The organism is Cryobacterium sp. Y62 (assembly GCF_002929785.1).
Lineage (GTDB): Bacteria > Actinomycetota > Actinomycetes > Actinomycetales > Microbacteriaceae > Cryobacterium.
In genome coordinates this window covers 22,608-35,656 of record NZ_PJJK01000084.1, presented here as the reverse complement: position 1 = coordinate 35,656, position 13,049 = coordinate 22,608, and the positions used below count along the sequence as shown (strand labels likewise).

13 protein-coding genes are annotated in these 13,049 nt (G+C 58.2%); 5 read left to right on the top strand and 8 right to left on the bottom strand.

The genetic code is table 11. The annotated features are described in order from the left end of the window. Positions 1 to 547: 547 nt before the first annotated feature. From CXY71_RS04105 to rpmH, 8 genes are all read right to left on the bottom strand, one after another. Positions 548 to 1,498: a ParB/RepB/Spo0J family partition protein gene (locus CXY71_RS04105; RefSeq protein ID WP_104134414.1), complete on the bottom strand. Its 951-nt coding sequence runs from the start codon at positions 1,496 to 1,498 to the stop codon at positions 548 to 550. Next, positions 1,498 to 2,451 (bottom strand): ParA family protein, encoded by a 954-nt coding sequence (locus CXY71_RS04100; protein ID WP_104134413.1) that lies wholly within the window; start codon positions 2,449 to 2,451, stop codon positions 1,498 to 1,500. The genes CXY71_RS04105 and CXY71_RS04100 overlap by 1 nt, the downstream gene beginning before the upstream one ends. A 76-nt stretch (positions 2,452 to 2,527) precedes the next feature. Beyond that, positions 2,528 to 3,223, bottom strand: a complete 696-nt coding sequence (gene rsmG, locus CXY71_RS04095) for a 16S rRNA (guanine(527)-N(7))-methyltransferase RsmG (RefSeq protein ID WP_104134412.1) — start codon at positions 3,221 to 3,223, stop codon at positions 2,528 to 2,530. A 12-nt stretch (positions 3,224 to 3,235) separates the two neighbouring features. Further along, complete coding sequence (locus CXY71_RS04090) at positions 3,236 to 3,751, bottom strand: R3H domain-containing nucleic acid-binding protein (protein ID WP_104134416.1); 516 nt, start codon at positions 3,749 to 3,751, stop codon at positions 3,236 to 3,238. Positions 3,752 to 3,873: 122 nt separating this feature from the next. After that, positions 3,874 to 4,848 (bottom strand): membrane protein insertase YidC, encoded by a 975-nt coding sequence (gene yidC / locus CXY71_RS04085; protein ID WP_104134411.1) that lies wholly within the window; start codon positions 4,846 to 4,848, stop codon positions 3,874 to 3,876. 8 nt (positions 4,849 to 4,856) lie between these two features. Then, on the bottom strand, positions 4,857 to 5,168 hold the full coding sequence (gene yidD, locus CXY71_RS04080) for a membrane protein insertion efficiency factor YidD (RefSeq protein WP_104134410.1): 312 nt from the start codon (positions 5,166 to 5,168) through the stop codon (positions 4,857 to 4,859). Further along, positions 5,168 to 5,536, bottom strand: coding sequence for a ribonuclease P protein component (gene rnpA, locus CXY71_RS04075; RefSeq protein ID WP_104134409.1), 369 nt, complete (start codon positions 5,534 to 5,536; stop codon positions 5,168 to 5,170). Before rnpA ends, yidD begins: the two co-directional genes overlap by 1 nt. 42 nt (positions 5,537 to 5,578) lie before the next feature. Beyond that, a complete protein-coding gene (rpmH, locus tag CXY71_RS04070) occupies positions 5,579 to 5,716 on the bottom strand; it encodes a 50S ribosomal protein L34 (RefSeq protein WP_010204566.1) in 138 nt (45 codons plus the stop codon). 420 nt (positions 5,717 to 6,136) lie between these two features. Here rpmH and dnaA point away from each other — a divergent pair, with 420 nt between their 5' ends. From dnaA to gyrB, 5 genes are all read left to right on the top strand, one after another. Continuing rightward, the gene (gene dnaA / locus CXY71_RS04065; protein WP_104134408.1) at positions 6,137 to 7,555 is read left to right on the top strand and encodes a chromosomal replication initiator protein DnaA; all 1,419 of its coding nucleotides are present in this window, start codon (positions 6,137 to 6,139) and stop codon (positions 7,553 to 7,555) included. 495 nt (positions 7,556 to 8,050) lie between these two features. Next, entirely contained in the window at positions 8,051 to 9,199 is a 1,149-nt protein-coding gene (dnaN, locus tag CXY71_RS04060) for a DNA polymerase III subunit beta (RefSeq protein ID WP_104134407.1), read from the top strand. 5 nt (positions 9,200 to 9,204) lie between these two features. Continuing rightward, on the top strand, positions 9,205 to 10,374 hold the full coding sequence (gene recF / locus CXY71_RS04055; protein ID WP_104134406.1) for a DNA replication/repair protein RecF: 1,170 nt from the start codon (positions 9,205 to 9,207) through the stop codon (positions 10,372 to 10,374). Then, on the top strand, positions 10,367 to 10,906 hold the full coding sequence (locus tag CXY71_RS04050) for a DUF721 domain-containing protein (RefSeq protein ID WP_104134405.1): 540 nt from the start codon (positions 10,367 to 10,369) through the stop codon (positions 10,904 to 10,906). The genes recF and CXY71_RS04050 overlap by 8 nt, the downstream gene beginning before the upstream one ends. A 121-nt stretch (positions 10,907 to 11,027) precedes the next feature. Further along, complete coding sequence (gene gyrB / locus CXY71_RS04045) at positions 11,028 to 13,046, top strand: DNA topoisomerase (ATP-hydrolyzing) subunit B (RefSeq protein WP_104134404.1); 2,019 nt, start codon at positions 11,028 to 11,030, stop codon at positions 13,044 to 13,046. Positions 13,047 to 13,049: the final 3 nt, after the last annotated feature.

Below are 13,049 nucleotides of genomic sequence, written 5' to 3'. Positions count from 1 at the left end.
CCTGGCCGCCCGCGACTGGTCCGGCTACATCGCCCAACGCCAGCTATAAAACCTGCCCTGAATAACGCGCGTCCACCGGTAGTGGACCCAGTAAGACAATGGCGATTTCGACAAGACCGACCAATAACAAGGGTATGGCTCCACACGTGGTAACAACGCGCGGCGCCGGCCACAGGCGGTTCGTCGAGACTGCCAAGGGACCTTCCGGCGGGGGGAATAGGCGCGTTTCACGTGAAACATCATCGGCGGGTCCAGGTCAGCAGATACGAGCGCATTTAAAGCCGGACAAACTTCGGCTCAACGAGCGCTAATGACGACGAGCTATTCGAGGGATGCCAGTTTCAATGATTTCTTGGGGAGACTACGAACACTCTTCGCGGTATCCCCAGGAAGACACTCGACGTCTCAGTTGAGAAGTGCGTAGCCCGCTGCAAAATAAGCCAGAACAGAAGCCGGCGCAGCCTCAACCGTGCACCGAGCTGCTGTGATCGGCTGGGGGCCCGATCCGTCGACGTTTCACGTGAAACGGTACGACGAAAAAAGCTGCCTAGCTCGCGCTGAATCCGGGCTCTCCCAGAACGGTTAGAATACGGTTCAAGTCACCGATTGTCGCGAAATCAACCGTGATCTGGCCTTTTCTTGCGCCCAGCTTGATCTTGACTCGAGTATCAAGCCGGTCTCCGAGGTGTTCAGCGATCTCATCGAGGTGTCCTTGGCGTCGTCCAGGCAACGGCTTCGCAAGAACTTTCTTGGGACTAGCCGCTGCTGCTGCCTCCGCCGCACGAACCGATAGGTCCTCCTCGACAATTTTTTCGGCCAGGCGCAGCATACCGGCCTGGTCCCCGACGGAGAGAATCGCTCGAGCGTGGCCGGCCGACAGCACCCCGGCTGCGACACGCAGCTGAACCCCTTCCGGTAGTTTAAGCAAGCGCAGAGTATTGGTGATCTGCGGACGCGAGCGACCGATCCGACTTGCCAATTCTTCCTGCGTGATGCCGAAATCCGCCAGCAACTGCTGATAAGCGGATGCTTCTTCGAGCGGATTCAGCTGCGCTCGGTGCAGATTTTCCAGCAGTGCGTCGCGCAGCATGTCCACGTCGGCCGTGTCGCGAACGACGGCCGGAATAATGTCGAGCCCCACCTCTTTGGTAGCGCGTAACCGGCGTTCACCCATGACGAGCTCATACTTGCCGGGTTCATCGGGCAATGGTCGCACAACAATGGGCTGCAGTACTCCGACTTCACGAATGCTGTGCACGAGTTCGGCGAGGTCGTCCTCATCGAAGATGGTGCGCGGCTGGGCCCGGTTGGGAACGATGTCTCGCGGGTTGAGGTGCGCGAGTCGCGCTCCCGGCACGGGAACCAGCACGGGGGACGCATCCGCTTCAATGTTCACGGCGCGGGGAAAGAAAACGTCGACCGGACGCGGAGCCGAAGCGTCATCCTGTACCGGAATGAGTGCACCAATACCGCGACCAAGACCGGTTCTTTTCGCCATTAGTACTTTTCTTTCGTTTGGGGCTGACCTGCTGGTCTCGGTGCCCCTCGATGGGCCATTTCAGCAGCTGCTTCAAGGTAGGAGAGCGATCCTGCGGAGTTCAGGTCATAGCTGACGACGCTCTGACCGTAGCTCGGGGCCTCAGAAACCCGCACAGAGCGCGGAATTGCCGTACTGAGCACCTCGTTGGGAAAGTGATCACGCACTTCCTTGGCTACCTGTGTCGCCAAATTAGTGCGACTGTCGTACATGGTCAGCAGAATCGTCGACACGACCAGATCCGGGTTGAGGTGTTTCTCAATCAGTTTGATGTTCTTGAGCAACTGACTCAACCCCTCGAGTGCGTAATACTCACACTGAATGGGAATGAGCACTTCTCGCGCCGCCACAAACGCATTGATGGTGAGCAGTCCCAAGGACGGTGGGCAGTCAATGAAGACATAATCATAGGGCTCGGTCATCTCGGCGAGGTATAGATCGAGGGCGCGACGCAAACGCTGTTCGCGCGCGACGAGGGAGACCAGTTCAATCTCGGCACCGGCCAGGTGAATCGTCGCCGGTACGCAGAACAGGGCACCGAATTCAGGGCTCTTCTGGACTACCTCGATCATGGGCATGTCGTTGATGATGACGTCGTACACGCTGGGCGTTTCGGCACGATGCTCAACACCCAGAGCGGTCGAAGCATTGCCCTGCGGGTCCAGATCAATGACCAGCACCCGGGCTCCTTGACGAGCAAGGGCCGCGGCAAGATTGACGACCGTCGTAGTCTTGCCAACACCACCCTTCTGATTAGAGATGGTCAGCACCCGGGTCTTTTCGGGTTTGGGTAGTTCCCCAGCGGCAATCACCTGCCGCCGCCGAGTCAGCTCAGCAATTTCACGGGCGAGCGGCGGTGCGGCGTCGATCCCGGCCGCCTTGGCAACGCGCTGATCTTCAGCAGGATGTTTCACGTGAAACCTTTACGTTCGACGGTTGATGAGCCACCCGAAAGGGACTCCCGAACACCAATGCTCGCGGCATTCGAGACTAGTCCACTGTAGCCCGGATGACCCGGGTTACCTCCGGTAGTATGCCAGCACCGAGGGTGATGACCTCGACGTCGCGCAGCCCGTACTTGCGAATGGGTTTCGCTGCAGCGTCGATTTCTCGCTGAGCGCCTTCGCCCTTCATGAGAATGAACTCCCCGCCAGAGCGCAGCAAGGGTGCAGTCAATGGAATCAGCTTACCGAAAGCGCTCACGGCTCTTGCTGTGACTTGGTCAAGCGGGTGTTCCAGTCGAGCTTCCTCCGCACGCGCCCGCAGCACGGTGACATTATCCAAGTCCAATGCCGCTACCTGATCTTTCAGCCAGACAACCCGCCGTTCCATCGGTTCGATGAGAAAGAACGTTATATCGGGGCGGGCAATGGCCAGAACGAGGCCGGGAAGGCCGGCGCCGGACCCGACGTCGCCTACGATCCCAGGGCGCAGCAAGGGCGCAACGATGGCGCAATTGAGAATATGGCGCGACCACAGCCGGGGGAGTTCCAGCGGACCAATTAAACCCAGTATTTCGCCCTGATCAGCTAAATTATGCGTAAAAGCCCGGACCACGTCGAGCTGGGCTCCGAACAGTTCCGCAGCCGCCGCCGGTTCTTTCTCGAGTTCAACGAGCTCAGGCTCGATGGCCCCCGGTATTAGCGGTTCTGATGCGCTCGGTCCCGGTGTAGCTGACTCCGACATAAGGCGCGCGGACTACGCTGCGGTAATGACGGTATGGCGGTCGCGACCCTCGCCGGATGACTCGGATCGGTATCCGCTCGTCGACACGAGGTCGTGCACGAGTTTGCGCTCGTAGGACGACATGGCAGGCAGGGCGGCCTCGGTCGCGCCGGCCTCGATGCGGGCGATGGCCCGGGTAACGAGCGCCGCGAGCTCAACTTCACGAGCCTCACGAGATCCGCCGATGTCGAGAATGAGACGGGAGAATGATCCCGTCTTGTTCTGTACCGCCAGGCGGGTTAGTTCTTGCAACGCGGTGACTGTTTCTGGCTTGGACAACACCCGTAGGTTGTCCGCGTCGGACGCCTTGACCGAGAGGTAGGCCCGACCATTGCGAGCATCAATGTCGATATCTCCGTCGAGGTCGCAAATGTCAAGGAATTCCTCGATATAGTCCGCAGCGATGTCGCCCTCACGTTCGAGTTGATCGGTCGTGAGGGGAGCCTCGGTGGTCGTGACGGAACCCGTTTCTGGAACGTCGGCGGACACATCCGTTGTGGCACTATGTGAGGGGAGCGCGCTGTCGCCTTCGACAGCAGTGGCCGCAGCGATATCGAACTCACTGTTGTTAACCTCGGTGAGGCTGATCTTTTCCGTCACGGTGATCTCCACTACTTTTTCGGGCCGGTTTGCTTCTTGGCGCGAGCCTTGCCGACCGGCTGTTGACGCTGCACAGGCTTGGCGGGTTCGTCTACCACAATGATGTCACCATCGGTCCCGATGAGCTTGCCCTTGCGGGCCATGCGCTCTTCACGAGCCTTGGCGGCCTCACTGCCGGGGGTCGGCATATTTCGGATGACCAAGAACTGCTGAATCATGGTCCAGAAGTTGGAGGTGAGCCAGTAGAACATGACGCCGAGCGGGAACGCGACACCGGAGAAGGCGAAGACGAGGGGGAGCAGGTAGAGCATAATGCGCTGCTGCTTGAACATGGGGCTCGCCTTGGTTTCCGGCGACATGTTCTTGGAGACGATCTGCAGTTGCGTGATGAACTGCGACGCCGTCATCAACACGACCATGGTGGCCGCGATAATCATGACAGTGCCGTTGAAGGGGTCACCGGCCGTCCACAGCGACCACTGCGAGGCAAAGGTGTCGTGCAGCGGGGCATTGCCGAATAGTTTCGCATTACCGAAGCTCTCGGCCAGGCTCTGGTCGAGCGGGCCGACGCCGGCGTTGGAACGCTGGGCGTCATTGAGTACCGAGAACAACGCGAAGAAGATCGGCATCTGTAGCAACAGCGGCAGGCACGAGCTCAGCGGGTTGGTTCCCGTCTTCTTGTACATCGCCATAGTCTCGCGGGACATGGCTTCGCGGGAGAACTGGTCTTTCTTGCCCTTGTACTTGTCCTGAATCTTCTTGAGTTGCGGAGCAACTTCAAGCATCTTGCGCTGGCTCTTAATCTGCCGAACGAAGATGGGAATAAGCGCGGCGCGCACCACGATCACTAGACCCACGATGGAGAGCACCCAGGTCAGGCCGTCGTCGTAGTCCATTCCCAGCTGGGAAAACAGCCCATGGAAGGCAACGAGCAGCAGTTCGACCACCCATTTCAGAGGCCAGAGGATCGTACCTATGAGGTCCATACTGTGGGTTAGCCCTTTCCGTGGCTAGGTGCGACAACAAAACCGAACGACGTCACACGAAAGCGACGTTTACTTTTGAGCGGTACATCATCAATGCCGCCTTCAGACCACGGATGGCAATGGCTCAGTCTGCGCGCGGCGAGGGCAGACCCCCACGCTAGTCCGTGTTCCTGAACGGCCCCGAGTGCATAGGCCGAGCAAGACGGATAAAACCGACATACGTCCCCGTACAGGGGAGAAATCACGGTGCGATATGCGCGAAGAACGAGCACGCCCACGTTACGGGGCAGCAAAATAATCGTTGTGAGCACGGGACTCATTAGCCCTGACTGCCCTTCCGAACCGGAAGTGGGCGAGCCAGTGAACGTTGAACCTCATCGTGCAGCGTCTGCCACGCGGCATCGCGAGCCGTCGGCAAAGCACGAATGACGACATCCGTTCCCGGTATCACCGCGGAGAGCAGCTCAAACGTGACCGCCTTGAGGCGGCGGCGAACGAGATTGCGTCTCACGGCGTCACCCACATTCTTTGCGACGATGAATCCGAAGCGAACCGGGTCAACAGCATCCGTGTGAATCGGGTTCGAGCGAACATAAAGAATGGTGTGCGTACCAACGATCCGCACACCGCGTCGAACAACGCCCTGATAGTCACTACCGCTCGTGACGCGATTTACGTGAGCGAGCACGAGAACCTGGCGACCATCACGAATCTACACGGAGACTTTGGCCTACGCGGAAAGTTCGGTGCGACCCTTACGACGGCGAGCACCGAGAATGGCGCGGCCCGCACGGGTGCGCATGCGCAGACGGAAGCCGTGCACCTTGGCGCGACGGCGGTTGTTCGGCTGGAAGGTTCTCTTGCTCATAGTTCAATCTCCACGTATTTGAATCACCGCTGGCCAATTTCCCTTCGGCCAGAAAAGCAGCGCGCACAGAAGTTGGAAGCCCGCGGGATGGGGTCAACTGATTAAAACTACGGCCTTGGCAACGTCTGGTCAAACTCAGCGCGCGAATCGAGGGATTCTCCAGAATAATGACTGCAACGCAGAAACCAAATGGCCGGGTGTAGGAAAGGCAAAATTAGCCTCGACGACCGGGATTGACTACCGTAAAGACAAGTTATCCACAGGTTGGTGACGCAAACCTGAGAATTCGGCTGATTTTGTACACAAGCGGTGAATAACTTTGATGCAGTCCTGACGAACGTACCGGTACCACCCGAGCGAAGGGACACCGGCCGTCACAGTTGAATAGCGATATCCCGAACCACACAGATTGTAGGAACCATGGCAGACATCGAAGCGCCAATAGCCGAAACCTGGCGGTCCGTTCTGACCAGCTTGGAGTCCGACGCCACGATCACGCCCATGCTCTATGGCTTCCTCAGTCTGGTCGAGCCGAAAGGTATCGCCGCTGGCACCTTTTATCTGGAGGTACCCAACGAATTCACGGCCAGCATGCTGAATCAGCGGATGCGGGTTCCCCTGCTGACCGCAATGGGCCAGCTTGACGAGGCCACTGCGGTGTCTACGTTCTACGTGGTCGTGAATCCCGAACTTGAGCAGGAGTCATTGCGTCCGGTTCAGCAGACGATGACACCACCCGACGTCATTACGCCGGCGCCGCCGCAATCGGTGTTTGAGGGTGCCGTACCCGCTCAACCACACGAGACCCGACTCAACCCCAAGTACAGTTTTGACAACTTCGTCATCGGGCAATCCAACCGCTTCGCTCATGCGGCAGCCGTTGCCGTGGCTGAAGCGCCGGCCAAGGCTTACAACCCGCTGTTCATCTACGGATCATCCGGGCTGGGTAAGACCCACCTTCTGCACGCGATCGGTCACTACGCCATGAGCCTGTATCCGGGCATCCGCGTACGTTATGTCAGCTCCGAAGAGTTCACCAACGACTTCATTAACTCAATCGCCAACAACCGTGGTTCGGCATTCCAGGCTCGATACCGCAATATCGACATTCTGATGATTGACGACATCCAGTTTCTGCAGAACAAGGCGGAGACCCAGGAGGCTTTCTTCCATACCTTCAACACCCTGCATGACCACAACAAGCAGGTGGTCATCACGAGTGACTTGCCGCCGAAGCACCTCACCGGTTTTGAAGACCGCATGCGTAGCCGGTTCGAATGGGGTTTGATAACGGATGTCCAGGCCCCAGACCTCGAGACTCGTATCGCCATTCTGCGCAAAAAGGCCCAGAGCGAGAAACTACAGGTGCCCCACGACATCCTTGAGTTCATGGCGTCGAAGGTATCGTCCAACATTCGCGAATTGGAGGGAACCCTGATTCGGGTCACCGCGTTCGCCAGCCTGAACAGGACTCCAGTGGACATGGACCTCGTTCAAACGGTCTTGAAAGACCTCATCACTTTGGACGAAGACAACGTCATTGCCCCGGTCGACATCATCACCAACACGGCTAATTACTTTAAGCTCTCGGTCGACGACCTGTACGGTTCGAGTCGTTCCCAGGCGATCGCCACGGCTCGCCAAATCGCCATGTACCTGTGTCGTGAGCTCACGAACCTCTCCCTGCCCAAAATCGGGCAGCTGTTCGGCAATCGTGACCATACGACCGTGATGTACGCCAATAAAAAGATCAGTGAGCTCATGAAGGAGCGGCGGTCAATCTATAACCAGGTCACCGAATTAACCAACCGCATCAAGCAGGATCACCGCTACAAGTAGGTCTCCACACCAAGAACAGTGACCCCTCGCGGAAGCAGGATCACCGCTACAAGGAAGCCCCAACGGTACGTTTTTCTGCCCCTCGCGGCGGACTCAACTGAGTATGACCCGCAGGGGTCGAATTTTTCTTAGTTTTCACACCTGTGGATAACCCTGTGGAATCAACTCACACAACCGGTCGCCGCCTGTAGAAACTCGCGGCCTGCCTGTAGAAACTTGTAATTATCAAGGGTTGCGCTTGCGCATACGAATCACAAACCTCCACAGGTCGCCCACAAGTTACAAATGTGTAGTTTCCAGTGCCTGAGCCGTTTTCACAGAGTTATCCACAGTTTCCACAACGGTTAAGAAGATTAACAAGAATTCTTTAACCTTTCTCTCGCCGACAACCTTCACTGCCGAGGCCACCGATTGCGCACGGTAACGAACCGGTCGGTGAACCCAGCTAGCATTGAGGCCCACCCTTCCGCTTTCGCAATGCTAAGGAATGACATCGTGAGATTTCAGGCAAATCGGGATGTCTTCAGCGAAGCAGTTTCCTTCGCCGTCAAACTTCTACCCCAGCGAACGACCCTGCCAATCCTCAGCGGTGTCCTCATCGAAGCAACGGCAACGGGCCTGATCCTCTCGTCCTTCGACTACGAAGTTTCTGCTCAGACCGAGATCGTTGCCGAAATCGAAGAACCGGGCAAGGTACTCGTCTCCGGACGTCTCCTGGCCGAGATTGCCAGCCGCCTGCCTAACGCACCGGTACGTTTTTCCACGGAAAATTCACGGATCAAAGTCAGTTGCGGCTCAGCCAGCTTCACCCTCCTCTCTATGCCGGTTGAGGAATATCCCAACATTCCGCAGGTGAGTACCCAGTCCGGTCTCGTGCCGGCCGAAGAATTTGCCGCTGCTGTCGCCCAAGTGGCTGTCGCCGCGTCCCGTGATGATGTCACGCCCGTCATCACCGGAGTGCAACTGGAAATCAACGAAAACAGTCTGAGCCTCGTTGCCACTGACCGTTATCGTGTGGCCGTTCGTGAAATCGACTGGGATCCGGGCAGCAACACGGCTAAAGAGACCATCACGGCGCTCGTTCCCGCACGCACCCTGCAGGAAGTCGGAAAGACATTTGGCCATAGCGGAGTCATTTCGGTGTCGATTACCAACAGCGACGACCGCGAACTTATCGCCTTCACAGCCAACAAGAAAACCGTCACGTCGTTGCTGATCAAGGGCAACTTTCCCCCGGTTCGTCGGTTGTTCCCCGAGACGGTGGACAACTACGCGGTCATGAATACGGCCGATTTGATCGAGGCCACTCGCCGGGTACAGCTCGTGCTTGAGCGTGAAGCTGCGCTGCGTTTCACCTTCGCCACCGATGGAGTCACCCTCGAAGCCGTCGGTTCCGAACAAGCCCAGGCTTCGGAGACAATCGACGCGATTCTCTCCGGCACGGAAACCGTTGTGTCGCTCAAGCCACAGTTTCTGCTCGATGGGCTCAGCGCAGTGCACTCCGAATTCGTGCGGATTTCGTTCACCAAAACGGAAAACCCGAACAAGCCCGGACCCGTACTGATCACTAGCCAAACCTCGCGCGAGCAGGCCGGAGCTGACAGCTACAAGTATCTGCTTCAGCCCAACCTCCTGTTGCGCTAACGCCAGTGCGGGTCACCCATCTTTCACTTACCGACTTTCGCAACTATGCGACGGCTGAGGTTTCATTCAACGCCGGGCCCAATCTCATCGTTGGTCGTAACGGCCAGGGAAAAACGAACCTGGTCGAAGCTCTCGGTTTTCTGAGTACCCTGGGCTCGCATCGGGTTTCGACCGATAAGGCCATGATTAGGGCCGGGCAGGACGCCAGCATCATCCGGGCGCGACTCGAATACAACGGTCGCGACATCCTGGCCGAGGTACAGCTCAACCGCACTGGACAGAATCGGGCGCAGGTCAATCGTTCGATAATCAAGACCCGTGACCTGCCTCGCTATTTCTCCAGTGTGGTGTTCGCTCCGGAGGACCTCGCGCTCGTGCGCGGAGATCCCTCTGGACGGCGCAGGTTTCTCGATCAACTTCTGGTGCTGCGGACCCCGCGGTTGGCTGCGGTACTCAGCGATTACGACCGCGTACTCAAGCAGCGCAATACTTTGCTCAAGTCGGCTCGCTCTTCCGGTGTGCGTGGAAATCAGCTGTCCACTCTCGACATCTGGGATGAACGACTCGTCGAGTTCGGATCAGAAATCATCGATGAACGTGCCAAACTTGTGCATCTGCTCGGCAATCCATTGCGCGCCGCCTATCGTGCCGTGGTGAATGAGGACCATGGACCGTCCCTGGTGGCTAATTTGAGTATTTTCGGCGCCGACGAAGACGTCGACGGCACAGCGCTCGGTGGCTCCGGTTCGACGGACGAGCCGGGTTCGATGGAGTCCTCCACCAGTGAAATCTTTCGTACCGCTTTGATTGGACTGCGCAAGCGTGAGCTCGAACGCGGTATCACCCTCGCTGGGCCGCACCGGGACGACCTCGTCTTCATACTCAACGACCTACCGGCCAAGGGTTACGCGAGCCATGGGGAATCGTGGTCGTTTGCGCTGTCGCTAAAGTTGGCATCCGCTCAGCTATTACGCCAGGATTCAGCGAGCGGGGATCCCGTGCTGATTCTCGATGACGTTTTCGCCGAGCTGGATTTGGACCGTCGAGCCCGACTGGCTGCGGCGATCGGGTCGTTTGAGCAGGTTCTGATCACGGCCGCTGTATTGGAAGACGTTCCGCCAGCGCTGGTGGCGCACACCATCCACATTCACGCCGGCGCGGTCATCGATGACTGACCTGAATGTTCCACGTGAAACACCCGAGAGCAGTGATTCACTGGAATCCGATGGCAGTGAAGCCAGCCAGGTCTACCTGCGATTCAAGAGTATCTTCGGCGATCCGAATGCACGCCGTACCCGCGGCCGTAAGCGCATTGCGCTTGCCGCCAGCTCGAGTGTGCCCTTTGGAATCGGGCGCGATCCCCGCGGCCTCGGCGACACCATCAACTCCCTCACCATGCAACTCGGCTGGAATTCACCACTGGCTCAATCGGAACTGCTCGCCTCCTGGATACTGTTGGCCGGTGAAGAAACCGCCAAGCATTCCACCCCGGCGGGCATTGATGATGGCGTTCTCACTGTGCACTGCGAGTCGACTGCCTGGGCGACCCAGTTACGTCTGATGCGGAACGTTATCATGGAACACATCACAACCCGCTACCCCGATGCCGGCATCCAATCGATTCGTTTTCAGGGGCCCAACGCCCCATCCTGGAAAAAGGGTCCCAGATCAATTCCAGGGCGTGGTCCACGCGATACCTACGGGTGATTCAGCAAATAAGGTCAACCCCTTGAACGAAAGGCGTCAAACGGCGATTATGGCCGGTTGGTCGCGCCCCATTTGGTAGACTGAATGGTCGCCCGTGCGATGGTCAGGAGCCTATTTTCAGATGACAGTTGAACCGACACCCGAACGCACCTCCCCAGATATATCCCCGATAGTGGCGGAGCGGGAGCCGGAGCACGAATACGGTGCAGACGATATCCAAGTGCTCGAGGGCCTGGAAGCCGTTCGCAAGCGACCCGGAATGTATATCGGATCCACCGGACCGCGCGGACTACACCATCTCGTTTATGAGATCGTTGATAACTCCGTCGACGAAGCTCTGGCGGGGCACTGCGACACAATTGATATTCGCATCCTGGCCGACGGTGCCATTCGCGTCGAAGACAACGGTCGCGGAATCCCGGTCGACATTCACAAAGCCGAGGGCCGTTCGACCGTTGAGGTCGTCCTGACGGTCCTGCACGCCGGTGGAAAGTTCGGCGGCGGTGGCTATTCCGTTTCCGGTGGCCTGCACGGTGTTGGCAGCTCCGTGGTGAACGCCCTGTCGAGCCGCCTCGAGGTCGAGGTTCGCCGACAGGGTTATATTTGGCGCCAGAGTTTCTCCAACGGTGTTCCCAACGCTCCCCTGGAACAGGGCGAAGCGAACGATGAAACCGGCACCACGATTACCTTCTGGCCGAGTGCTGAAACCTTCGAGACGATCGATTTCGACTACGAAACGCTGCGCGCTCGTTTTCAGCAGATGGGCTTTTTGAACAAAGGCCTGCGACTCACTCTCACCGACGAGCGTGAAGCCCACCGCAATGACGATGGCACGGTCGTCAGTACTACCTTCAAATATGATCAGGGACTCGTCGACTATGTCGAATACCTCAACCGCACCAAGAAGGCCGACCTCGTCAACGAGGAAATCATTTCGTTCGAGTGGGAAGATCACGAACGCAAGATGGCGCTGGAAGTGGCCATGCAGTGGACCACGGCCTACACCGAGAGCGTGCACACCTACGCGAACACGATCAACACCCACGAGGGCGGCACCCACGAAGAGGGTTTCCGCGCCGCGCTGACCACGCTCGTGAACAAGTACGCCCGCGAGAAGGGCATCCTGAAAGAAAAGGATGACAACCTCACCGGCGATGACGTGCGTGAAGGACTGACCGCGGTCGTATCGATCAAGCTCGCCGAACCGCAGTTCGAAGGCCAAACCAAGACCAAACTGGGCAACACCGAGGCGAAGTCGTTCGTGCAAAAAGTCGCCAACGATCAGCTCACCGACTGGTTCAACCGCAACCCCAACTCGGCCCGAGAAATCATTCGCAAGTCCCTGCAAGCATCGAACGCCCGCATGGCGGCCCGCAAGGCCCGCGAAACTGCCAGGCGTAAGGGACTGCTCGAGGGCGGCGGCATGCCGGGCAAGCTCAAGGACTGCCAAAGCAAAGATCCCTCCTTGTCCGAGATCTTCATTGTTGAGGGCGACTCAGCCGGCGGCTCCGCCGTGCAGGGACGTAATCCTGAGTTCCAGGCGATCTTGCCACTGCGCGGCAAGATCCTCAACGTTGAAAAGGCTCGCCTCGACCGTGCCCTCGGTAACGCAGAGGTTCAGGCCATGATCACGGCGTTCGGTGCTGGGATGGGCGAAGAATTCAACCCGGACAAGGTGCGGTACCACAAGATCGTGTTGATGGCCGACGCTGATGTCGACGGTCAGCACATCACGACCCTGCTGTTGACCCTGCTGTTCCGCTACATGCGTCCGTTGATCGACCTCGGCTACGTCTATCTGGCGCAGCCGCCGTTGTACCGGCTCAAGTGGACCAACTCGCCGCACGAATATGTTTACTCCGATGCCGAACGCGACGCCCTTCTTGCCGATGGCGCAGCCTCGGGCAAGCGGATCCCGAAGGACAACGGCATTCAGCGTTACAAGGGACTCGGCGAGATGGACTACAAGGAGCTGTGGGAAACCACAATGGCCCCCGAATCCCGCACCCTGCTGCAGGTCACCCTGGACGACGCGGCATCCGCCGACGAAATCTTCTCCACCCTGATGGGTGAAGACGTCGAATCTCGACGCAACTTCATCCAGAAAAACGCGAAGGACGTGCGTTTCCTTGACATCTGATGA

Excerpts from the sequence above, each read along its gene's own strand:
- CXY71_RS04105 (WP_104134414.1), bottom strand. The coding sequence starts at position 1,498 with ATGGCGAAAAGAACCGGTCTTGGTCGCGGTATTGGTGCACTCATTCCG.
- rsmG (WP_104134412.1), bottom strand. The coding sequence starts at position 3,223 with ATGTCGGAGTCAGCTACACCGGGACCGAGCGCATCAGAACCGCTAATA.
- yidC (WP_104134411.1), bottom strand. The coding sequence starts at position 4,848 with ATGGACCTCATAGGTACGATCCTCTGGCCTCTGAAATGGGTGGTCGAA.
- yidD (WP_104134410.1), bottom strand. The coding sequence starts at position 5,168 with ATGAGTCCCGTGCTCACAACGATTATTTTGCTGCCCCGTAACGTGGGC.
- rpmH (WP_010204566.1), bottom strand. The coding sequence starts at position 5,716 with ATGAGCAAGAGAACCTTCCAGCCGAACAACCGCCGTCGCGCCAAGGTG.
- dnaA (WP_104134408.1), top strand. The coding sequence starts at position 6,137 with ATGGCAGACATCGAAGCGCCAATAGCCGAAACCTGGCGGTCCGTTCTG.
- CXY71_RS04050 (WP_104134405.1), top strand. The coding sequence starts at position 10,367 with ATGACTGACCTGAATGTTCCACGTGAAACACCCGAGAGCAGTGATTCA.
- gyrB (WP_104134404.1), top strand. The coding sequence starts at position 11,028 with ATGACAGTTGAACCGACACCCGAACGCACCTCCCCAGATATATCCCCG.